This is a genomic window from Gluconobacter cerinus, from assembly GCF_025961355.1.
GTDB classification, from domain to species: Bacteria; Pseudomonadota; Alphaproteobacteria; order Acetobacterales; family Acetobacteraceae; genus Gluconobacter; species Gluconobacter cerinus.
Window position 1 is genome coordinate 56,522 of the sequence record NZ_JAOQNM010000001.1, and the last position, 21,431, is coordinate 77,952.

At 53.5% G+C, this 21,431-nt stretch carries 30 protein-coding genes; 6 read left to right on the top strand and 24 right to left on the bottom strand.

Going from position 1 to position 21,431, the window contains the following annotated elements; all coding sequences use genetic code 11:
• Positions 1-53 precede the first annotated feature (53 nt).
• The 3 genes from M2305_RS00230 to M2305_RS00240 are packed head-to-tail and all read left to right on the top strand — an operon-like array spanning position 54 to position 4,871.
• On the top strand, positions 54-386 hold the full coding sequence (locus M2305_RS00230; protein ID WP_264648188.1) for an efflux RND transporter periplasmic adaptor subunit: 333 nt from the start codon (positions 54-56) through the stop codon (positions 384-386).
• The gene (locus M2305_RS00235) at positions 386-3,427 is read left to right on the top strand and encodes an efflux RND transporter permease subunit (RefSeq protein ID WP_264648189.1); all 3,042 of its coding nucleotides are present in this window, start codon (positions 386-388) and stop codon (positions 3,425-3,427) included. Before M2305_RS00230 ends, M2305_RS00235 begins: the two co-directional genes overlap by 1 nt.
• The gene (locus tag M2305_RS00240) at positions 3,420-4,871 is read left to right on the top strand and encodes an efflux transporter outer membrane subunit (RefSeq protein WP_264648190.1); all 1,452 of its coding nucleotides are present in this window, start codon (positions 3,420-3,422) and stop codon (positions 4,869-4,871) included. Before M2305_RS00235 ends, M2305_RS00240 begins: the two co-directional genes overlap by 8 nt.
• A gap of 181 nt (positions 4,872-5,052) precedes the next feature.
• On the opposite strand, the gene M2305_RS00245 is transcribed toward M2305_RS00240, so the two are convergent.
• Both M2305_RS00245 and M2305_RS00250 read right to left on the bottom strand, forming a co-directional pair.
• Entirely contained in the window at positions 5,053-6,969 is a 1,917-nt protein-coding gene (locus tag M2305_RS00245; protein WP_264648191.1) for a CocE/NonD family hydrolase, read from the bottom strand.
• An 80-nt stretch (positions 6,970-7,049) separates the two neighbouring features.
• Positions 7,050-9,545, bottom strand: coding sequence for a TonB-dependent receptor domain-containing protein (locus M2305_RS00250; RefSeq protein ID WP_408871450.1), 2,496 nt, complete (start codon positions 9,543-9,545; stop codon positions 7,050-7,052).
• A gap of 288 nt (positions 9,546-9,833) precedes the next feature.
• Between M2305_RS00250 and M2305_RS00255 the strand changes: the two genes are divergently transcribed.
• On the top strand, positions 9,834-10,730 hold the full coding sequence (locus tag M2305_RS00255; protein ID WP_264648193.1) for a LysR family transcriptional regulator: 897 nt from the start codon (positions 9,834-9,836) through the stop codon (positions 10,728-10,730).
• A 74-nt stretch (positions 10,731-10,804) separates the two neighbouring features.
• On the opposite strand, the gene M2305_RS00260 is transcribed toward M2305_RS00255, so the two are convergent.
• The 20 genes from M2305_RS00260 to M2305_RS00355 all read right to left on the bottom strand — a co-directional run bounded on the left by M2305_RS00260 (position 10,805) and on the right by M2305_RS00355 (position 20,061).
• Positions 10,805-11,734, bottom strand: coding sequence for a tyrosine-type recombinase/integrase (locus M2305_RS00260; protein ID WP_264648194.1), 930 nt, complete (start codon positions 11,732-11,734; stop codon positions 10,805-10,807).
• Positions 11,735-11,949: 215 nt separating this feature from the next.
• A complete protein-coding gene (locus M2305_RS00265) occupies positions 11,950-12,141 on the bottom strand; it encodes a hypothetical protein (protein ID WP_264648195.1) in 192 nt (63 codons plus the stop codon).
• Complete coding sequence (locus tag M2305_RS00270; RefSeq protein WP_264648196.1) at positions 12,138-12,302, bottom strand: hypothetical protein; 165 nt, start codon at positions 12,300-12,302, stop codon at positions 12,138-12,140. The genes M2305_RS00265 and M2305_RS00270 overlap by 4 nt, the downstream gene beginning before the upstream one ends.
• Positions 12,299-12,661: a DUF551 domain-containing protein gene (locus M2305_RS00275; protein WP_264648197.1), complete on the bottom strand. Its 363-nt coding sequence runs from the start codon at positions 12,659-12,661 to the stop codon at positions 12,299-12,301. The genes M2305_RS00270 and M2305_RS00275 overlap by 4 nt, the downstream gene beginning before the upstream one ends.
• Complete coding sequence (locus M2305_RS00280) at positions 12,658-12,849, bottom strand: hypothetical protein (protein WP_264648198.1); 192 nt, start codon at positions 12,847-12,849, stop codon at positions 12,658-12,660. The genes M2305_RS00275 and M2305_RS00280 overlap by 4 nt, the downstream gene beginning before the upstream one ends.
• A complete protein-coding gene (locus tag M2305_RS00285) occupies positions 12,846-13,178 on the bottom strand; it encodes a hypothetical protein (protein WP_264648199.1) in 333 nt (110 codons plus the stop codon). Before M2305_RS00285 ends, M2305_RS00280 begins: the two co-directional genes overlap by 4 nt.
• A complete protein-coding gene (locus M2305_RS00290; RefSeq protein WP_264648200.1) occupies positions 13,175-13,483 on the bottom strand; it encodes a hypothetical protein in 309 nt (102 codons plus the stop codon). Before M2305_RS00290 ends, M2305_RS00285 begins: the two co-directional genes overlap by 4 nt.
• Positions 13,483-14,193 carry a hypothetical protein gene (locus tag M2305_RS00295; RefSeq protein WP_264648201.1) on the bottom strand — a complete coding sequence of 237 codons (711 nt, stop codon included), beginning with the start codon at positions 14,191-14,193 and terminating at the stop codon, positions 13,483-13,485. The genes M2305_RS00290 and M2305_RS00295 overlap by 1 nt, the downstream gene beginning before the upstream one ends.
• The gene (locus M2305_RS00300; RefSeq protein WP_264648202.1) at positions 14,190-14,720 is read right to left on the bottom strand and encodes a hypothetical protein; all 531 of its coding nucleotides are present in this window, start codon (positions 14,718-14,720) and stop codon (positions 14,190-14,192) included. Before M2305_RS00300 ends, M2305_RS00295 begins: the two co-directional genes overlap by 4 nt.
• 196 nt (positions 14,721-14,916) lie before the next feature.
• Positions 14,917-15,090, bottom strand: a complete 174-nt coding sequence (locus M2305_RS00305; RefSeq protein WP_264648203.1) for a hypothetical protein — start codon at positions 15,088-15,090, stop codon at positions 14,917-14,919.
• The gene (locus M2305_RS00310) at positions 15,087-15,677 is read right to left on the bottom strand and encodes a 3'-5' exonuclease (RefSeq protein ID WP_264648204.1); all 591 of its coding nucleotides are present in this window, start codon (positions 15,675-15,677) and stop codon (positions 15,087-15,089) included. The genes M2305_RS00305 and M2305_RS00310 overlap by 4 nt, the downstream gene beginning before the upstream one ends.
• Positions 15,674-16,318 carry a hypothetical protein gene (locus M2305_RS00315; protein ID WP_264648205.1) on the bottom strand — a complete coding sequence of 215 codons (645 nt, stop codon included), beginning with the start codon at positions 16,316-16,318 and terminating at the stop codon, positions 15,674-15,676. The genes M2305_RS00310 and M2305_RS00315 overlap by 4 nt, the downstream gene beginning before the upstream one ends.
• A complete protein-coding gene (locus tag M2305_RS00320; RefSeq protein ID WP_264648206.1) occupies positions 16,311-17,009 on the bottom strand; it encodes a lambda exonuclease family protein in 699 nt (232 codons plus the stop codon). Before M2305_RS00320 ends, M2305_RS00315 begins: the two co-directional genes overlap by 8 nt.
• Positions 17,006-17,278 (bottom strand): hypothetical protein, encoded by a 273-nt coding sequence (locus tag M2305_RS00325; RefSeq protein ID WP_264648207.1) that lies wholly within the window; start codon positions 17,276-17,278, stop codon positions 17,006-17,008. The genes M2305_RS00320 and M2305_RS00325 overlap by 4 nt, the downstream gene beginning before the upstream one ends.
• Before the next feature lie 29 nt (positions 17,279-17,307).
• Complete coding sequence (locus M2305_RS00330) at positions 17,308-17,496, bottom strand: hypothetical protein (protein WP_264648208.1); 189 nt, start codon at positions 17,494-17,496, stop codon at positions 17,308-17,310.
• On the bottom strand, positions 17,496-17,711 hold the full coding sequence (locus tag M2305_RS00335) for a hypothetical protein (protein WP_264648209.1): 216 nt from the start codon (positions 17,709-17,711) through the stop codon (positions 17,496-17,498). Before M2305_RS00335 ends, M2305_RS00330 begins: the two co-directional genes overlap by 1 nt.
• Complete coding sequence (locus tag M2305_RS00340) at positions 17,711-18,505, bottom strand: KilA-N domain-containing protein (protein WP_264648210.1); 795 nt, start codon at positions 18,503-18,505, stop codon at positions 17,711-17,713. The genes M2305_RS00335 and M2305_RS00340 overlap by 1 nt, the downstream gene beginning before the upstream one ends.
• 142 nt (positions 18,506-18,647) lie before the next feature.
• On the bottom strand, positions 18,648-18,965 hold the full coding sequence (locus tag M2305_RS00345) for a hypothetical protein (protein ID WP_264648211.1): 318 nt from the start codon (positions 18,963-18,965) through the stop codon (positions 18,648-18,650).
• Positions 18,966-19,069: 104 nt separating this feature from the next.
• Positions 19,070-19,303 (bottom strand): hypothetical protein, encoded by a 234-nt coding sequence (locus tag M2305_RS00350; RefSeq protein WP_264648212.1) that lies wholly within the window; start codon positions 19,301-19,303, stop codon positions 19,070-19,072.
• A gap of 38 nt (positions 19,304-19,341) precedes the next feature.
• On the bottom strand, positions 19,342-20,061 hold the full coding sequence (locus M2305_RS00355) for a LexA family protein (RefSeq protein ID WP_264648213.1): 720 nt from the start codon (positions 20,059-20,061) through the stop codon (positions 19,342-19,344).
• A gap of 92 nt (positions 20,062-20,153) precedes the next feature.
• On the opposite strand from M2305_RS00355, the gene M2305_RS16330 reads away from it, so the two are divergent.
• Positions 20,154-20,393 (top strand): YdaS family helix-turn-helix protein, encoded by a 240-nt coding sequence (locus M2305_RS16330; protein WP_408871483.1) that lies wholly within the window; start codon positions 20,154-20,156, stop codon positions 20,391-20,393.
• Positions 20,394-20,470: 77 nt separating this feature from the next.
• Here the strand turns inward: M2305_RS16330 and M2305_RS00365 are convergent, their stop codons facing one another.
• Positions 20,471-20,692: a hypothetical protein gene (locus tag M2305_RS00365; protein WP_264648215.1), complete on the bottom strand. Its 222-nt coding sequence runs from the start codon at positions 20,690-20,692 to the stop codon at positions 20,471-20,473.
• A 218-nt stretch (positions 20,693-20,910) separates the two neighbouring features.
• On the opposite strand from M2305_RS00365, the gene M2305_RS00370 reads away from it, so the two are divergent.
• Positions 20,911-21,246, top strand: coding sequence for a Clp protease N-terminal domain-containing protein (locus M2305_RS00370; protein WP_264648216.1), 336 nt, complete (start codon positions 20,911-20,913; stop codon positions 21,244-21,246).
• A 2-nt stretch (positions 21,247-21,248) separates the two neighbouring features.
• On the opposite strand, the gene M2305_RS00375 is transcribed toward M2305_RS00370, so the two are convergent.
• Positions 21,249-21,428: a hypothetical protein gene (locus M2305_RS00375; protein ID WP_264648217.1), complete on the bottom strand. Its 180-nt coding sequence runs from the start codon at positions 21,426-21,428 to the stop codon at positions 21,249-21,251.
• Between the last annotated feature and the right edge of the window lie 3 nt (positions 21,429-21,431).

Below are 21,431 nucleotides of genomic sequence, written 5' to 3' on the forward strand. Positions count from 1 at the left end.
AATTTGTGCATGCAAGCGTCAGAGAACTTGGCCCTGTCGATGAGACCTCCCAAATGCAGGACGTCTACATCCGGCCGGATCATTCTCTTCCCGTGCCCTTAGGCAGTCTCGTCACTGTTGCGTTGGCTCCTCCCGTTCAGCCACACGCAGTTCGCGTTCCTCTCACAGCACTTATCTCGGATGATCAGGACCATGCGCATCTTTGGAGCCTCACAGAAGACAAAGCCCCGCAGCTTGTTCAGACATCTGTCATCATCGTTGGACTAAGAGGGGCAGATGCCCTTGTTGACGGCCCAAAGCCACAAACACGGATTGTCACCAGCGGCGTAGACTCACTCCAAGCAGGAGAACGCGTTCATATCTCCAGCATTACAAGTGAACGCTAATGATGGACCGTTTCAACGTCTCCCGGTGGGCTGTTGGCCATCCAGCTTTGATCATTTTCATGATGGTCGGCCTTTTCCTGGCTGGTGGCTACGGCTTTCTGAACCTAGGGCGCGCGGAAGACCCAGCGTTCACCCTTAAAAACATGATTGTTTCGGCACAGTGGCCAGGCGCGAGCGCTGAAAAAATGCAGCGACACGTTGCAGAACCGCTGGAACAGAGCCTGCGAAACATTGAAGCCATCGATATTCTGAGCACCTATTGCGTATCATCAGCCTGTGTCACGCAAGTTTATCTGAGAGACGATGAGCACAAAGAAAAGGTTCCAGCAATTTGGCAACAAATTCGCAACAGACTGACGGACCTCACACCCGACCTTCCAGAGAATGTCACACTAGCGGCTAATGATGACTACGCAGATGTCTACGGGTATGTTTTTGCCCTGACCGGCGCAGAGAATGCGGCACTTATTAGAACGGCAGAAACATTGAAGAGAGCATTTCAACGCGTCCACGGCGTTGGAAAAGTTCAGATCAGTGGCGAAGTCCCCCAGCAGATCAATGTTGACCTTGATCTGCAAAAAATTGCTGCCCGAGGACTGGTTCTTGAGGATATCGCACGGTCGCTCCGGCAACGATCAGTTTTAGGGGCCGCCGGGTCAGTAGACTTTACAACGACCGTTCCACTGAGTATTTCCGGGAACCTGGAAAGCCTGAAATCTGTCGAAGATACGCCCATAGCTGGCCAGGCTGGCTCGTTACGGGTCAAGGACGTCGCACAGGTTACCCGCGATTATGCAAGCCCTGCCCCCTCCGTAATCCGGTACGGAGGAAAGCCAGCAGTCATCATTGCAGTCGCGATGTCTTCAGGCGGAGACGGCCTTACCCTTGGTACCTCACTCCGTAAAATCACGAGTGCATTCGATCTCCCTGCAGGCATGAAATTGACGCAGGTGGAAGACCAAAGCCTTGTGATTGGAGAGGCTGTAAACACGTTTCTAATAAAATTTGCGGTTGCGCTCATCGTTGTTCTTCTGGTGGCTTTCGTAAGTCTGGGATGGAGATCCGGAATTATTGTCGCCTGCTCCGTTCCCCTGACACTTGCCGGCGTCAACCTTTACATGGGTATGAAGCATATCGGGCTGGATCGCATCTCGCTTGGCGCCCTCATTCTCTCTCTCGGCCTCCTGGTCGATGACGCCATCATCAGCATTGAGGCCATGGTGGTGCAACTGGAACAGGGGAGCAGCCGGGAAGAAGCAGCCTCTTTTGCCTGGACACACACGGCCTTCCCCATGCTGACAGGTACACTTCTGACTGTTGTCAGCTTTCTGCCTGTCGGCCTGGCCACATCCACGACAGGCGAATATGCCGGTGAAATTTTCTGGGTGAGCGGTGCGGCGCTCCTGTTCAGCTGGATCGTCGCGGTTGTCTTTATTCCGTTTCTAGGTGTTCACCTTCTGCCAGAACCAAAACATACAGCAAACGATATTCCGCAGATTTCTGCGGGAACGACAAAGCTCCAGCAAATCCTCTTATGCGTTCTGAACTATAAAAAAGCTGTGGCTGCAGGAACGATTGGTCTTCTTGCCCTGGCATGTGGTGGTTTTTTCTTCGTTGATCAGCAGTTTTTCCCACAATCTGACCGTCCGGAACTCATTGTGGACGTCGCAATGCCCCCCGGTACATCCATCAAAGAAACAGATCAGGCCATCGGCTTTCTGGAGCGTCATCTCGCCGGTCTCTCCTCACTGCGTCACATGGAAGCGCATATCGGAGACGGTGCGCCCCGCTTTTATCTGCCATACGCTCCCGCTACCCCCAGTGCCGCACATGCGACCCTACTTTTGGTCGCGAAAGATCTGAAAGCCCGGGAAGAGCTCGCTCGTCAGATTACGACAATTCCGGTTCCCATCACCGTACACCTCCATGTGCAGCGCCTGTCCTTAGGCCCTACAGCCGATTTCCCTGTACAGTACCGCATCATCGGCCCTGCCGCAGACAAGCTGCTTACAATTGCCCATGAAGTAAACGCAATCGTAGCTGCGACTGGCGTAGCAGTCTCAGTACAATCCGACTGGGGCAACAAAGCTCCGACCCTGACGCTGGAAGCGGATCCTGACAAACTGGCACGCTTCCAAATAGACCGTGCCAATCTTGCTGCGCAGCTCCAAGCAAGTATTTCTGGTGAAAACGCAGGAGACATTTCTAAAGATCACCATGCCATCCCCGTGATTGTACGCGCAGCGCAAAGCATGCGTTCTGACCCAGGGCAGTGGCACTCCATGCCGATCGAGACAGGGGTTGGAATTCTTCCCCTTGGTCAGCTTGGAACAATACAGATGACAAGCGCCTTTCCGATCATATGGCAGAGAAATGGTGAACTCTGCATGACCGTTCAGTCCGGTGTGGCTGGAGATGTACAGCCTTCTCGCGTCCTGCAGCTTGCGGCTCCCGCAATGGATGCGCTCCAGCAAAGGCTTCCGGCAGGTTATCGCATTGAAATCGGTGGAGATGCAGAACTCTCATCAACAGCAAATGATGCGATCTTCGCGCTGTTACCGGTCACAGGCGGCTTGATGCTCTTGTTCCTGATGCTTCAGTTACAGAGTTTCAGCCGTTCTCTACTGGTCATCTTTTCAGCTCCGCTTGGCATCATCGGCATGGTGGCTGGCCTCCTGATATCTGGTGCGCCCTTCGGATTTGTCGCTTTGCTTGGGCTGATTGCTCTAGCAGGCATGATCATGCGGAACACAATCCTTCTCGTTGATCAGATCCAGGCCAACCATATCAACGAGACTTCGCTCCATGATGCAATCATCAAAGCGACGCTACTGCGTGCCCGACCAGTCTGCCTGACAGCCATAGCAGCTGTTCTGGCCTTTATCCCTTTAAGCTTCAACGTGTTCTGGGGACCTATGGCCATTGTCATGATTAGCGGCCTTATCGGCGGCACTCTGCTGACGCTTGTCGCCCTACCTGCGTTTTATGCGCTTCTGTTTGATCGCTCACCGTCAGCATCTAACGGTTCACGTCATGCCTAAACCATATTTTGGATCAAAAAAGGCGTTTATCGTCCTGTGTGCTGCTATCATTGGCTTGGACGGATGTACCATGGGGCCAAATTTCGTCAGCCCAAAGCCGGTTCTGGCTGATCACTGGCAAAACGCGGCTCCTCCCCCGAGCGATCAGCACGCGGGAGCTCAATGGTGGACTGTTTTTAACAGTCCCTGCTTAAATACTCTGATACGTCGTTCCGAAAGCGGCAATCCAGACCTCGCCATGTCGCGTGAGCGGATCAGAGCCGCCCGAATACAGCGTGGCGCCGCATCGGCGGAAAGTCTTCCTACACTGAATGGGCAGGCAGCTTATAGCCGTGAACGGCTTGCCACAGCGGGGGTAGGACAGGTTCTTCAACCACTTCTTGGTCTCTCTTCCAGCACTACGGGCAATGAGCCTGAAGGTGTGTCTTACAACAACTACAACATTGGTGCCGTAGCTTCGTGGGAACTCGATCTGTGGGGCCACCAACGGCGCTTGCAGGAAGCCGCTGCATCTGAGCTTTTAGCCGTAGAAGCCGACGCAGATGCAATGCGCCTTTCCAATCAGGCTGAAATTGCTCGAACCTATTTCCAATGGCTCGACACGAACGAGCGCCTCGAACGATCAGAAGAAACACTCGACATCGCACAAAAATTACTCTCGATTGCTCAGACAGTGCGTGCACATGGGCTTCTCGCAACTATCGACCTTGATGAGCAAAACACCTTTTACCGCACCGCCCAGGCTGAACGCGACAAACTGGCTGCGCAAAAAGCCTCGCTTTATCGAGCGTTGAGCACCCTTGTTGCAGGCAGACCTGATGCCGCAATGCCAGAGCTTAACGCAAAGACCTCATTGCATGACATCAAAATTCCGGAAATTTCTGCCGGTGTTCCTTCGGAAATAGTGCGTAAGCGCCCTGATATCCGTGCGGCAGAAGCACGCCTTCACGCAGCAACAGCAGTGATCGGTATGGCAAAGGCCGACTTCTACCCGCAGCTCACGCTCACGGGCCAATTCAGCCTGGATGCCCTGACAATTGCAGAACTCGGATGGAATGCACGGAATACATCCTTTGGCCCAACCCTCTCTCTTCCTATCTTCAATGGCGGGCGCCTCTCTCGACAGCTGGAACTTCGTCACTCCGAGCAGCGCAGCGCAGGACTTTATTACCAGAGTACTGTTTTAAACGCATGGGTCGAGGTCGAAAATCTTCTGGCAAACCGCACACTTCTCCAAGAACGGCACCAAAGCCAGAATTCTCTCTTCGAAGAAAAAGAAGAAAAGATTCAAATTCTTGAAAAACTATATTACCGCGGAGAGATTGCTCAGAAAGATCTATTCACGTCAGAAATTTCAAACGTAGAATTTCAGAACGACTTTACAGGAACGCTAACTGAACGGCTCATCAATGCAGTAGATCTGACAACAGCCTTAGGTCAATAGACTCGAAATAGGGACGATTTAATATTACTAAAAATGTTACTGTGCGATGATCGCACTAAGAAATATCGCGGCGTCAAACGTATCTCACCTCAGAAGTACCCGTTACTCCTGTGTATACGTATAGACAACCAACAATCAGCTACTCCCCCGCTTTAGCGACAGGGGAATAGCATTCTGTCATTCACAAGGCTGGTTTTGTGCCGCCATGGAGCTCCAACCAGCTCCCCGCAACATCCACCGAAATCGTTGCAGGCTTATAAGATTCTTTGGGCGCAAGCATGATGTTTTCTACGTAAGTCTGAGGGTTTCGATCATACAATGGAAACCAACTCGACTGGACCTGTATCATGATCCGGTGTCCCGGCAGGAACGTATGATTGACCATCGGCAAGCGCACTGGATAGACCTGCTTCACATTCGCAGGGATCGCTTCGGGGTGCTCAAAACTTTTCCGATACCGCCCACGAAGAATATTTCCAGAAACCATGAGCTGGTAGCCGCCCATGGCAGGCTGTTGAGCCACTTCATCTGGGTAAACGTCAATCAGCTTCACAACAAAATCGCCGTCTGTGCCTGTCGTGGCGGCAGTCAGATGCATCAACGGCTCACCCGTTACAGTGAATGGCTTCGTCAGAACGTCAGACGTCAGAGACAGAACATCGGGCCGCGCAGCAGCGTTACGCTGATCCGTCGCCAGCCACCAGCGCCACTCGGAGCCTGCCTGCCCTTTCGAAATGACAGGGCGGGAAACATAGGACACCGGATGTTCAGGATCAGAAACATAGCTCAGTTGCCCTGCATTAACCGGAGGCTTGCCAAAGCTCAGCCCATGATTGGGCTGAAAACGCAGGATTGAGCATTGGCTGTCACAATCTGGCGAAGGAAGAGCATCCATAGTCTCCCACTCGTTCTCGCCTGACCGATAAGCCGTCACACGCGCGGGTAACGGGACTGTTCCATCCTTGAGATAATGCGCAAGGAACGGACTCAGGACATGTTTTCGAAAGTACAGCCCCGTATCGGAATGAAGATCCACTGTCCCCAGCGTACTGGCGGCATGAATTTCACCCCCGTGATTCCACGGCCCCATTGCCAGCCAAAGATTGGATCGTGCATCGGAATTCTTACGCAACGCGTCGTACATCGCGATGGCGCCATAGTTGTCTTCCTGATCCCAGAGGCTGTGAACCAGCATCGTCGGAACCTTCAGACCTTCTTTAGGCAGAAGTCGGTCAAGCGCCTGCAACTGCCACCATGAATCATACGCGGGATGAGCCAAAATCTGCTTAAAAAAGCCAATTTGATCCATACCGCGTGACTTACCAACAGCCCCAGCGGAAACACCGTTCAGGAAGAGCGTATATGAATCATAAGCGCTGTTCCACCATTCGACAGTGTTTTTCCGAGTAGCTCCCTGGTCGTGAATGTAGGGCAGCATTTCTTCACGAAACGCACCGTTATGGAACCAGTCGTCGCCCATCCAGCCATCAACCATCGGGTTCATCGGCACAGACACCTTCAATGCGGGATGAGGATGGAACAGAGCTGTGATAGCCGTATATCCGTCATAGGACACCCCGAGAATGCCGACTTTCCCGTTACTTTGCGGAACGTTATGTGTCAGCCATTCGATAGTATCCCAGGTATCGGTACTCTCATCGACGTCCGTGCCGTTCAGTGGCCCCCGCATGGGGCGGTTCATGACAAAAGCACCTTCAGAACCGTATTTTCCACGAATATCTTGAAGAACCCGAATATATCCCCCTTCGGTTATGACATCCGGCATGTTGTCATAACCGGGCAGGATCGACGCCAAATGATTGCTTGAACCGAGCGATGCCATATGCGCAGCATTGTAAGGGGTACGCGTCATCAGCATTCCAGCATTGTGCGCGCCTTTTGGAACGAGAATAACAGTGTGTAGCTTCACGCCGTCCCGCATCGGAATCATGACGTCTCGACGCGTATAATCGAAACTGGCATCGGAAATATGAAATTCAGCCGGCATGTCCGTGTAAACTGAGCCGTCAGCCTGCTGGGCCAGAGCAGACTGCGAGAAAGCCAGCACACAGGCCGACACCATAAGAATGTTTTTCATAATCGTTCCAAGAATAAAGGACGCGCGCGGTGCAAACGGCATGTATATTACACCTGATTGCACCGCACCATCATGTCACGTCAGAACTCAGCAGAGACCGTGCCGAAATATTGACGCGGCGCTGCGACGAAGAGATTGGCGTTATTGTCGCCTGAGACTGACGCTGCCCCGTAAATTCCGCCGATGTAGTTAGTGTCAAACAGGTTGGTGATACCGAAGGTGGCTTTTAAATTCTGTGCAAAGCCAACTTTGCCCAAATTATAGGCCAGATTAAGATTTGCCTGCCAATAAGACGGAACATACTGGTCGTTGAGGTAGGTCATCGGACGCGCACCAACATAATTGACGTTGAAGTTAAACATTGCCCGACGCCATGTATAATTCAAATTCGCCTTATACATGAATTTTGGATAATAGACTTGGTGCTTACCCTTCAGGCTATATGTGCGACCGCTATAATTAATTGAAGACGTCTGATACTCGGCGTCGTTCCAGCTAAAGCTGTTCGTAATTTCCAGCCCACGAAACGGGCGGATCGTGGCGACTGCATCAGCACCATTCATGGTCTCCCGTCCAACGTTCAGATAAGCGCTGTGTGCGGTCGCAGTGCTACCCTCTGTGATAGACGCCAGTCGATTATAGTAATCGGTATGGTAAAAATCTGCACTTCCCGAGAAAAAGCGGGAATCATATCGATATCCCACGATATAATTCCAGGTTCTCTCTGGCTTGATGACCTTTTTATTCGCATCGAACACGGATTGAGCAGACTGAGACGAATTGCCCAGACCACCCCACGGCGTCGCGCTGGACGTCTGTGAATAGTAGTCGTAGGCACGCAGGTTTTCGGCGATATCCCAGTAAATTTCGTGATGATCGAGGAAATGATAATCAAAATTGAAATGAGGCAGGAACGCACCTGACGCTGTCAGCGTACCACTTGCTGCATGGCGATAATACGTGTTCCACCCTTCAGCAGCGAGTTGTTCTGTATAATCGTTTTTTGTACCGCCATGAGTCGTTTGTGTCAGTGACTTGAAACCGGCAAGCAACGTCATGCCAGGCATAATCTTCCAGCGATCCTGGAGAAAGAACTGAAACGTGTTGGTATTATAGGCGTCATTATACCACGTGCTGCCGGTCCCTTTTTTGAACCCAGACAACGGATTATGGCCAGTTGTCAGACCGTCTTCATACAGCATGGAATCATATATCCAGCGGCTATTTTCATACCAGACGCCACTTTCGATATAGTTGTCATGCGGGGCTTCATACGAGAACTTCTGCGTGAAACCCAATCGTCGCATATCGGCATGTGACATGCCCAGCGCCATGGGAACCCCCGTGACCGACCCGTCCGCCTGCAACGAGGGCGTGCCATAGCTCGGCGACGTCACAAAGTTATTGGTTCCGCCATACAGACCACTGCTGACATTTCCATAAGCAACCGTGTCCGAGTGAATCTTTTCAGAGAGATCGAAATGACCCGTCACGGCCGAAAGATAGGTTCTCTGCACCTGAGAGGCGTCCCACGCATAATCACCAATCTCATCATTGGACAGTTTCCCCTCATAACCCGGTGGCACATCCGACGTGTACTGAGCGTAATAGGCCCACTGCTTGGCCTTCTCGTAGTCCGGCTTCAAATAGGTCGTATCGCGTCCCATCTGCCGCCACATGTTTTTGGTGAGCGTCAGATAATTCATCTGCTGGAAATTGCCATAACCGAAGAACCCCGTGAGCTTTCCATGCTCGCCCACAGGCTGAACAATCTTGGCATCAGCCTGTAATTCGCTTTGTCCCCCTGCCCCTTTCCACATGTCCGTGTCAGTGCGCGCAAAAGAGGCATAGAATTTTGTGCCCGTAGAGTTCAGGATACCACTGTCTGCGCGAACATACGTTCTGTAAGCATTGTAGCTACCAAACGTCTGGCTGATTTTGCCGCCCGCCTTGTCCTTCGGATCAGAAGACGTGTACGTCATGGCGCCGCCAAGGTTCTGAGCAGAAAATGAATCCAGCGCCCCGGCGCCCTGCGACATTGTCATGCCGCCAACATCATCCTGGATCATCGCCTGTGTGATTGAGACACCGTTATTATTAGCGAAACCCTGCGTCCCCAATGGTATGCCATCAAGCGTTGCGCCGATCTGCATCTGGGTAAATCCGCGCACATAGAACGTGTTGCCATAGGTATCGAGACCAAAGGCGTCGGTCGAGGTGAAATTCGCACCCGGCGTAGTCATCGCGAGGATTTGCATGGGGTTTGTGCCTTCAACAAACCTGTCCATGACTTTACGCGTGACAGCCACTTCAGGCCCGTGACTCCGTACACGGGACACACTAACCGAAATCGATTCCGGATCAGCACCTTCAACCGTATGATGTCGCTGGGGCTTTGAAGCAGCCTGGGATACGGCTCGCGGCGACGAAGGACGGGCCTTCGTAGTATGGTGCGACTTCGTTGCAGCATCCGCTCCCGTAGACACCACACTTGCAACAGCCATGCTGAGGATGCTCGTCGTGAACAGATAACGAGATCTTCTTCTCAGCTTACCTGACGTTTTCACAACACACATCCGCCGCACTCCTGGAAAGACTTTGATTAAGTTACGTTACGTGTCCGATATGTTGCGCGTCCATATTGCTTTATTTTCGTAGCTGATAGACTGAGGTTAACTCGTCGTCATCATCGAGGCTTCGCAAGACCGAAAAATACCGACAAGATACGAGCATTAAGCCTTTCCAATCAAAAAATGCCCCCCTCGCGCAATATTTTCCAAATGACTGTAAGAGGGATATGAAGGCCCTCTTCCCATTCGGTGGGTTAATACCGTTACTCGTTTGCGCTCAGGAGAGTATACACCGTGAGATTACGTCAGATCGAAGTCTTCTATGCGATCATGACGACGGGATCGCTCCGAAAAGCCGCAGAAGTCCTGAATGTTTCGCAGCCGGCTGCCAGCAAGGTTCTCCGTTATGCTGAGCATTCTCTTGGCTTCGCATTATTCGAGCGCAAAGGTGGTCGACTTATCCCCACACGGGAAGCGCAGATCATGCTTCCTCATGTGAACGCCATTTTCGGCAAACTTTCTGACCTGCGGCGCCTTACCCATAACCTGCGCTATGCCCGGGCAGGGCATTCCATCAGTATCGGGTGCGTGCCAAGCCTGGGCCTGAGCCTCATCCCCCGTGTGGTCCGCAGTTATTGTGCTGATCATCCCGATACAGAGGTCACGATTGATGCACTGCATGGCTCAGAGATCGTCTCACGAATTTTCAACCATGATCTCGATCTTGGCGTTGTATTTGGCAATTACTCACGAGAAGGCCTGACGGCCCAGCACATTGGCGACATTCCCTTGGTCCTGATTGATAAAGAGAAGGATCAAGGCCCCGTAGCACTGACGGATATTGATCAGAACCGTTATCTCGGCTTGTCCGAGAAAGATCCGACTGCTGACCTGCTTGATATGGCACTTGACGAAGCAGGCATATCCGCGACCCCTGCCATTCGAGTGCGGACGCATTTTATGGCGGCAGAACTCGTTCGATTAGGCGTTGGTTGCGCTATCGTAGATGCCCTGACAGTCCTTCATCATCCGGGGCTTCCCCGCCCTTGCACACTCTCTCCCCCTCTCAGCATCAAATGCACAGTCCTTTACCGCGCGGATTATGCTCTTTCACATATTTCGCGCGATATTCTCGGCCTTTTAAGGCACGAGCTCGACAAAGATCTGCAGGATTTGGAAGCAATGGTTTAGCTTTAGGTTATATATTATCTATGTTTATCAATGGTTTATGTTCTGGTTTTCATTGGTTTTTAAAACCGTGAAAACTAGGTCTCTCCCCACTTTTTCACCGCACTTATAGCCATATTTTCCTGGCTCGCAGACGCGGTATAAAGCGAGATCATGTTCAGAGATTTGTGTCCGGTTATCGCGGCGATTTCGAGCATACTACATCCGGCGTTGGCCAGTTCAGCCGCAGCAAGCTTCCGCAGGCCATGAATATTCAAACCTTCCCTCATTCCTAAGGCGCGCGTGAGCGCCATGACCGTGTTTGTCGCAGTGCCTGCGTGTAAGGGAAGTCCGCTTTTCGACGTAAGGATATGGACGGATTGAGTTTCACGCTTCCAAGCGTCTAACTCCACTTTCAGCTTGGGATGCACTGGGATCATCAGAACGGTCTTTGTCTTCTGCTGTGCAACCCTGATCGTGGCGCCGTTGTAAGCGCTCCACAGCAGCCCAACCAAATCTGAGCGCCGCTGTCCGGTGTAGCGCGCCAAGACTATCAGGCGACGAAGATGCTCAGGGAAATGCGCCTCAGCAAAGTCCGCTTCTGCTGCCGTCCAAGCCAACAGATGGCCTGTCTGGAGCTTCTTGATCCGCGCTGCGGGATTGCTGACAAGCCATTCGCGATCAATGCCCCAGTTCAATATGCTGACAAGCACCTTCACCGTCATGTTTGCCGTACTCGGGCCGCTCGTAACCGCCAAAGCATCTCGCATGCTGAGGACACTTTTGCGCTTTAACAAGGTGATATCAATGTTCCCAAGCACTTCAATATGCCGGATGTGGATGAGATATGTTCTCTGTGATTGCTTGGCGAGCGCCCTGAACTCTGGACTGTACTGATAAGCCCTCAGAAGAGCCCCCACTGTTTGCGTGGGGGCTGGTTCTGCGGATTTAATTGCTGGGTACCGGTACTCTCTGACTGTTCCGTCTGCGAGGCGCTTTTTGACGACGCGCTCTTTCGAAGATTTCATTCCTTATCGCCTCGTCTGAGATACCCGTTTCCACTGCTTTTTTACCGCCCGATAAAAGGCGGTCGATTTCTTCCCTGTCATATCGCGGCGACTTTGGCCCAAAGTGATAGGATGGGGCGGGCAGTTTTCCCTTTTTCACGAGGGTAAGAATTTGCCCGGTTGGTTTCCCGATATGCTGTGCGACGTCCTTTGGCCTGAGCCAGCGACCTTGCGTCTCACCCATGGCCACCCTCCTTCACCTTCACGGCGCGATACAGCCCGTCCGGACTGCGCTCGACCAGACCGAGGCGCATAAGGGGCTGATAGACGTAGCGATTGCGCTTGTCCGGTTCGTGCCAGACGTCTGGGTGTGCTTGCAGGGCGTTCAGGACGTCACGCTGTGGGCGGGTTAGGGTTGGTTCGGTCATGGCTTCACCTCCTTCAACTGGAACCCAAACCCTTTGCGGTTCGCGATCCCTTCTTTCTCCAGCGCTTCGAACACGGGCAGGTTAGCGTCAATGGGGAATATCCAGCCCGTAGCAACGCGCGGTAGGCGCGCGATGGCCTGCTCTTTCGTGATGGGGCTCATGGCTTGGCCTCCGGCGGATGGGGTAGAGGCATCCAGTGGGTTGCAGGTACCATTTCGTCCGGCCATTCCATCAGGTCAAAAACCCAGACCTCATCAGCGCGCATGACATTTGCAATCCGGTATCCACCTTCCTTGCTTGTCACCCAGATGTCGAAAGCCGTTTCACCATCCTTCGGCGCGCTCTCGATCGGCTGCCAAGCTGCGGCGTCTGCGGCTTTGAGAATGACTTCGACGGTCTCGCGGTAGAAGCGCTTGTCTTTTTCAGACATCCCATTCCATACAAGATCATCATATTCGACGTGGCTTAAACACATCGCCCGCGCTGCAGCTTCCACTCGTGGGTCTGTCACGCCACTCATCCCCGTTCCTCCGCGTCCATGGCTGCGTCGATGGCAATGCGCCCGTCCACGAGATCGATGGGGAACGTCTTTTGATAAAGAGCGAACACCACATCTTTCCACGCAGCCGGATCACTCCCGTAAGTTCCGATCACTACATCCTGCCGGAAAATCCACTCCAGCCGCTTCGTATCCGTCCGCCCGCTCATGCCGGGTCTCCTGCGTGAATATGCGGGACAAAATATGCTTCACGGCTCCGCCCGGTATATCCGCAAGCAGAGCAGCCCCAGCCTTTCGCTCCGGCGCGATACGGGTCTTCATCGGTGCAATCGCAGCAAGACCGGCTGAACGTGACCATCGAGCATAATTCAGGCACGTCGGCCTTGTCGTCATTAGGGATGAAAGCCCATGACTTACGACGATCCAGACGGAAACCCGCACGCTTGTCAGCTTCTTCCCATGACATGGCTCGGTCATTGTAGATGATCATCCCGTCCACAACTTCGTGGCCGGTTCGAAGGATGACAGATCCGCTCATGCCGGGTCTCCTGCGGGTGGAAACCGGCGCTTTACTTCTTCAGGTGCCCCATCAAGTACATCACGGCACTCCGCCACATGCTCGTGCAGGCTATCCCATTCGTCAGAAAACGGGCCGTGAGCCTGATTATTCACCTCGATTTCCCATTCCCTGCAATCCGGATGGTAAGCGCCGCTCCAAAAAGTGCCGTCTGAACCTCCTGCGGCGCGAAGGTACTTTCCCCCTGCATTGATAGGTTTCAGGCAGGCAGAACACTGATGAGGCTTGCGGGCTGTGATAATTTTCTCGCTGCAAAAACTACCCATCACGCCCCTCCCTCGCGTGTGAGCGCGGCGCGGGCCTTTTCGGCATCCTCCCTAGACGGGAAAGCGGAAAAACTCTCTACGTTATCATCTGAAGCATTGAGGATGAAAATAGGTCCAAGTTTCCGCCAAGAAATTACGCGTGTTATATCCCCGCAAGAACTCTCATCAGCTACTGCGGAAAGACTATCTTCCAAATCAACCCCGTAAAGCGCGTCAGGTGTCTCGTAGTGGTCTCCGCTTAGAGGGCTATTCAGAAGATCTACCTTTCGCGCCAATGAAACGTTTTCCTCTTTCAGCACCTCTTCCCGCGCCTTACTCGCCTCAGCATCAGCCCGCGCAAGCTGCTCGGCTTCCTTCAGAGACGCAATCTCCGCTTCCAACGCGTCCACACGATCAGCGACGTCAACAAACGCTGCCCCGAAGCCATAAGATGAAGACCATTCGACGCTATGTCCTAGAACGCGCTCAGCGAATTTGCGGATAAACTCTTCAGCGTTGTCCCGCTCGACTGTCATCTCTTCAAGCGCTTCATCGGATGTTGCCGCATCCTTCCGGCGCTGTTCTTCCGCGCCTCGGGCTTCGGCAAGTCGGATATGTTCTCGCAAGAACCATTCGAGAGTTTCTCTGCCCCGACTAGTCCTGATGAAGCGGACCATCCACTGGACCTGATCACCCTGCGTCCGCACGTTCTGTTCCGTGTTCTGGGTCATTTCGCGGCGCTCCGGATGGCTTCGAGAGATCCGTCGCGGTTGATCCACGAGCATTCGCCCGGTTCCGCTTCCACAGGGATCTTCGCGATGTCCCAGATACCGGGAACGCTATCCATTCCTTGAGTGGCTTGATGACGATACCAGCTTGTGTCCGGCCCAGATGTCGCTGCCATTTTGCAAAGCACGCCCCTCATGCGCTCATATCCAACCGCAAGAGAACGGATTAGAGCGTCGTTTTTCTCCCTCTCCGCCGCCACAGCCTCGGCAATGGCTTCATCCTGAGGCTTCCCGAGTAATGCAACAGCGCGCTTGTAGATCTCCTTGATGGTGGTCCACTGGACAGGGACGTGCTCAATCAGTTCTCCGGTCCCGTTGCAAACCTCACAACGGCTTTCGCCTTGGGTATGGGGGCACGCATAACCCAAGCCGTCGCCTTCACATTCGGTACACTCCCGAGTGTAGGTTTCATAGAACTCACCGTTCAGCTCAGCCTTTGCCCCGTTCTCGGCCGTAAGTCTTTCTGGCATCAAGATCATCTCAAACACTCCCCGGCTCAGCGCCGGACACAATCAGCAGCAGGAACACGAGGGCCAGCGCCTCGCAGATGGTCGGTAGGAGATCAGTCACGCCGCATTCTCCAGCCATGCCCGGTGATCCCGTCGTGGAACCACACGGACAGCGAGCGCAGAGCGTGATCGACCCACACAAGGAACGGGTGCGGGGTCATGCTTCACCCCCAACAAAGCGCCCTTGGAGGCGCATCATCCGCACGTCGTCAGTCGCCAGCGCCCTGCCCCAGCGTTTGTCTCGGTTCTCCTGCGACAGTTCCCACAGCGTCTCCGCCATATGCTGCACCCAGATTGCAGCGCTCATGTTCTGGTCCAGGTCGCGGGTCATGCGGCGGCTCCCTTCTTCATTTCGAAGTAGATCCGAGCGCATGCGCGAACATCGACCAAAGCGTCATGCGCACCTTCAAGCGTCTCACCGTAGAAGTGCTGAATGCATTCTTCGAGCTTGGGAGCTTTGGGTTTGTTAAATCCAGCTGCCAGCATTCGCGGTGTCGGCGGCAGGTTCACCAATGGTGCCGCCGTTTCCATGGTGCAAAATTGCGCTTCTGGCAACTTCCATTGCGCTCGGTTTGCCCGTGCGAACATTGTTGTAACGATCTGACGATCAAATTTAATGTTGTGCGCCACCAAAATATCAGCGCGACACAAAAGATCGTAAAATAGGACGGAGGCAACCTGCTCGCGTATGCCGTATCGAATAGCCTTTTCTGTCGTAATGCCATGCACAGCAGACGCTTGCTCAGGAATGGTCCAGCCATCAGGGCGAATAATCACATTGATTGAGACTTCCTCTTTCCCATCATCATCTGTCATTATGGCGGCCAACTGAACGCAGTGAGGTTGTGCTTCGTGGCCATCTGGCATTGAAAATGCTGGGAGCCCAGTAGTCTCGGTATCAAAGAACAGAATTGTCATGCTGGCACCATGTCGTCTTCGGGTTGTGCGGCGACTTCACTCAGCTCGGCAGCACGCTTGCTGGCTATGGCTTGGAGTTCCTGACCACGCGCATCGTTGCGTCCTTTCAGCTTTTCCAATCCATCTCGATATTTCGCGTTGGAAGTAAGTATTTCGAGACTTTCCAATGTCGGAGCTTCGGAGAGCGCTTTCACCCATTTCTGAACCCATGGAGCCCAAGGGTCTTGCTGCGCTACCTGCTGCTCCTGCTGCACTCGTAGCGGCTTCACGGTGAACAGCTTCTTGCTGCCCTTCGTGACCTGCAGTGCCATCGGCATGTCTTTTTCCAGTCCGGTCATGTGGCTGATGCGAATGCCGCCAACCATGATCCCACCGAATTTGACATTCGGGTCGCGATAGAGCGTCATGGATTTCCCGGCATAATCCGTGCCGTTCTTGCCCCATACGTTGACCAGAACGCGGCGCATGGATTTGCACGGATAGAACGGTTTGCCGTTGCATCCTTCGTACAGGATAGCGACCGGCTGGTCGGAATTGCCTTCCTTCACAGCCTGGACTTTTACAGTGATCGGACCGCCAAGAAGATCGTCAGCATTCAACTGATCCGATTTGGCAATAATGGTGCGAGATAGATCAACCATCGATCAGGATCTCCTCTTCCATGCTGCGCTTCTCAGTTTTCAAGAAGCGTAATTCGGGATTTTTCATTGCTTCGACGTATTCAGCTCGCTTGGCCTCAAGCTCGCCTTCAAAAGCCATGGCGGCATCAACAAGGGCGTCCTGCATGACGGGATCGGGATAGACGCGCTTGATCATCATTTGACCGCCGCCCATTGCGGGAAAGCTGATGAAGTCGAGCCACTGGCGCCCCGATACGAGTAACCCGGTCTGGATCTGTGCCATGTACTCGGCAGGCACTTCCTGAGAACAGATCACTTCAAGCTGCAGGCCGTGAGCGCGGGATTTGCATTCCAGCAAACCATCATCACCCACCAAACCATCTGGCGAGTACCCAATCTTGAAGCCCCACTTATCCTCGGTCATGAAGCCGACTTCAGACACGGGATCTATACGGTCTGCGTAGAGCAGCTTGGCTTCAATTTCGTCTTCATGGCCGCGCTGCATGGCGAATGTCTGAGGAATTTCCTCAACAACGCCGGTAATGCGCTGCGAAAGAAGATCCAGGACGATACGGCGGCTTTTATCGTTGCGCGCGCTCTTTCCTGTCGCCGTCAGCAGCTTGCCAATCGTGCTGGCAGTCAGGACACCGCAGCGCGCCTGTAGCCATTCGTCAGTGCCTTGCTCAAGGTCACGGTAAATCTTGAGGCTCATGACTGTGCTCCCAGACGTCCGCAATGAAGCGAGGCCTGAGAAACAAGACGGCTTTCTTCCATCTGATGGAGCGATGCAACGCATGCATCTTTCCAACGCGCATAGTTCTCGGCGTCTTTGTCGCGACCATCAGATCGCGCCATTCGCTCTTGATTGCGCCAGTGTCCAGCCATTGCGGCGAGTTTCTGGGCACGCTGTACGAATGAGGATGGCAGGAAGTGAATGACGTCCAAATTGGACGCACCTCTCCCGTTCACTGCTTCACGCATTTTTCGAATTCCTTGCTTTTACTTGGCGCTTAGGCGGCTTCTAAAGACCGGGCCTTGATTTCGTGACTGAGGCGAATAGCTGCCCGTGATGCGCTGTAAGTCGCTCCAAAGAGATCGTCTGTATTCAGACCTGACAGAGCGCTTCGAACATCAGCGCGCTTGAGAAAGTCCCGCACGATCCGCACTTCATTCAGTGCTTTATTCAGCTCGCTCGACATCAGCAGGCCACCTCGAGCGACTTGATCTCATTGTTGACTTCGGACCACTGCTCATCCAGTCGGTTCAGTTCATTCTGAACAGCATCGCTACGACGCTCGATATCTTTCAGCTTGAGCTGTAGTTCGACCACGCGACCGCCGCTGTTGCTACCATAGCCAAATCCAGCCATCCGGTGATTAAGGGCGGCCTGATTGATGTTGTCAGGGTATGGCATCAGTGCAACTCCATCTCGCGGGCAATCTGTGCCTGCTTCTCTCGGTTGGCCATGAGTTGCTTGGCGAGATGATACGCGATGCGCTCAATGCCCTTACGGGTCAGGCGGAAGTCTTCGCGCACCTTGGTCTCACCTGTGAAGCGATCCGTGTATGGCGCGGCACACATACGGCAATACTTCTTGGCGATACCGTAATGTGCGGCCTTCAGCTTCCCGCCTTCCCGGCAGGCCCATCCGTGCTTGAGGCAGAACTCGACAACGCGGTTCTGACCAATCTGAAGTTCCCGGCCTGCGTCACGAACGCCAAGGTCACTGTCTGCCTCGGTGATGACCTTCAGGGCCTCGGCCTTCGGGCGTAGAACTGCAATTTCTTCGTCCTTCTCGCGGATGATGTCCTGCGAGAGAAGGAAGGCCTCGTTGATCTTCTGCTCACGCGAAAGGGTCTGCACAGTAAGCACACCCTTTCCACTCACCATCTCATCAAAGGCTCGGATAACCTTCAGGTGGAAAGCCGGATTGATCCACATTGCATAGGCGTAGACCAGTTCTTTAGCGGCATAGGTGCCGCCGTTTCTGCCTTCGATGGTAACTACCGACTTCCCGGCAGTTTCTGAAACTGTGGAAAATTCCACAGTATCCATTTCTGCTATCAGGGCTTTAGTCTGCTTGTTTGCCATCCACTGGCCTGGTGCCTTCGAGGCGTCTCCCCCAGAAGCCCGGTGGCAGTCGTTCAGGCAATATCTGCCTTCCGCGTCCTGCCTGATATTCGTTCCAAGGATCGTAAGCTGTGTCACGAGCGTTTCTCCCATCGCCGTTCTGGCGTGGGATGAGTGTTAGCAATTCCAACATTTAACCGTCAATAACAAAGTTGGATATTCTAACTTTTTATCAAAAAAGAAACCCGGCCGAAGCCGGGCGGGGTCAGTGTCTGGGCTGTTACCACCACCTAGCTATAATGCCGTGGTGGTAAATGCCAAGGATCATGGTCGCGGCTGTAAGTGCGAGCACAAGAATGGCCGAGATTTTTGGCATTGTCGGTAGAGCGTCAACACGCCCTTTAATCTCGGCAACGCTTGCTGACGTGGCTTTGGCATCCAGAGAAGTCTTTATTACCGCCACATCTGACCGTACGGGCGAAATGTCATCTTTTGTGACTATTGTTGCCTCAATTTTGGCAAGGGTTACCGTAATGGAATTCAAGGTCTCCTGAACCTTGTCCATCTTCGCTTCGAGAGAGGCAACTCGCTGTTCCATACGAGGATCATATGGGCCGCCTCCACCTGGAGGCAAGCGGGAAGGTGGTAGACCTCGCTTTGCCCGCTCATTGTCAAATTGACTCCGGAGAGCTTCGGCCTCATTCATTCCTTACTCATCCCCAAAAGCTCGCCAGCAAGCTTCATCATGCTTTGATACGAAGTCTCTAGTCGAGCCTTTGCCTCATCGGGAGATATTGCTCCCAAAAGAGCGTTAGGAGGGCATACAAAATCTTGTAGTACAGAGGATACTCGAGCGACTTCAAATGCAACCTTTGCTAATGAAAGTTGTAGCTCTTCAGCAGATTGAATCGGTACAGGTACGACATCACTGCTCATTGTAATTTTACTTTCAAAGTAATTTTTAAAAACTAAATTTACGAAAACGAAACCATAGGCTTGGGCCGATAACTCGCCACGACAAGCGCCTGAATGAAGACATCAGGCATCCCGGCATCATGATCGCATTCGCCAGGCTTAATGCGGATAGGCGTTGCGAAGTCTGGGTTCGTGCTTTGGGGCCAGAGGATTATCTCGCCGCTATCCAGCACCTGGACGGCCTTTACAGTCGCCTCAAACTCATTGGACGTCTTCGACCGCTGGACGACTACAGCAATCTCGCCAGTTTTGGGCATACGGCCCAGATCAACCAAGTTGATCACGACGGCGATTGACCCATCAGGGAACACCTTGTCCATGGAATCCCCTTTTACGAGGAGGCCATAGCGGTGAAGGCCAGCAAAGGCGACGTCCAGCGGGACCGTAATGGCGTACCAGTCAGCCTGTGGCCATTCGATCGCCTCACGCCATACACCCGCCTGCACGTCGCCACGCACTTCAATCTGAGTGGTGTGGATGGGTGCGACAGTCGGGCTATTCGACAGGATCGCATCCATGGACACACCATAATATTCAGCCAGAGCTATCAGGGTATCTCTACCTGGCTTGTCGTGACCTTTCTCGTAGGCAGTTAAGGTGCTTCTGGCGATACCCACGGCATCCGCGACCTCAGCCTGAGTTGCTCTCGCTCCTCGCGCCTTTCCGAACTTGGTTCGGAGTGCCTTCAATCGATCGCCGATGGTGATTGGGTCTGTCATGTTGGAAATTCAATCATACTCAGCGGATGCAAGGGATGGTTTTTCCAACATTTTATCTTGTGTTTTGATGTTGGACATTCTAACGTTTGTTCATGTCGATTGTGGACGAAGCCATTAAGGCCGCAGGCGGCGCGCTCGAACTAAGTAAGGCGTGCAACCTGCATCGAACGTCTGTGCTGTTTTGGCGCAGACTGAAGCACATCCCGGTTCGCCATCTCTCGGCAGTAGAGGCCAAAACTGGCATCCCTCGCGAGCAACTCCGGCCAGATTTGTACCGTCAGCCCCTCCCCACCCGCGCCAAGCGCCCCACGAAGGAGGTGGCGCATGTCTAAAGAGGTCATGACTGCGCCTTACAAAGCGGACTTGGACGTGCCTCCTGAACTGCAAGACTTCCTTCGCAGGTTAGCCATCAAAACCCGCTCGACATCGGACCGACCATCATTGCCTGGAGCCAAGAGCGGATTGCTTTCTTGGTGCTGTCATCAATGCCGAGCTCATCGAGAGAGTCGTCTGATATTTGCAGCTTCTGTTGCAGTGATTCCAAGTCTAGCACTCCTTTTTCGTTCAGCTCTTGGATCAAAGCTTGCCAGCCGAGCAAAAGCGCCATTGCGGCAGGGTTTTGACCATTCATCCAGTTCATCCTCTGTGTTGGCAGATGGTGATAGCGGGGACTCGGTTGCCGCCGATCCCCGCAATAACGGTACTCCCGATACTTCCGAGAAGGGAGTCAACGGCGATGCCTGACTTGGTGACTATTGAGGCGTTCATTGTGATCGGCTCGGGGATCGTAATGATCCAGGCCGTTGTGCTGTCCCTCGCCTTCATGGCTCCGTTTCGGGGGATGGAGTGATGCGGCGCGAACATCCTATTCGGATCGATTGGTCGCCTCTGCTTCCTCGCTTGCTTGCGCTAATGGAGGAAGGCCGATCAGCGCGGGCGATCTGCAAGGAGCTTGGCGTCTCTCACAAGGCGCTAAACTCAGCAATTGAGCGTTCTGCGCCTGCGAAGCTGCGTGCAGATTGGAAGAGGAAATGGCGCGCCCCTGCGGCTGCTAGTGAGGTGACGCGGCCCGTTATCATCACGCGGCCTGCTCTTGAAGCGGGTTCATCCGTGACGTGGAGCGCGCTCTGGAATGGACCGGCCCCGGCCTTTCCAGAATATCTCAAGCGAAGCCGGTTGAGCTGATCTCACCCGATGCGCGCCCCTAACTCCTCAGCAACGCGAAGCGCGATATGGTCCCGCACCTCCTGGCACATGCCACGGTGGAGCAGTGCCCACGTACGCGCATGGCCGATGAGAAACCGGGCAATGACGGGCTCGTCGATGTCCGTTTCAAGCTGTGGTGTTCCGGGCGGCATGTCCTCCATCGC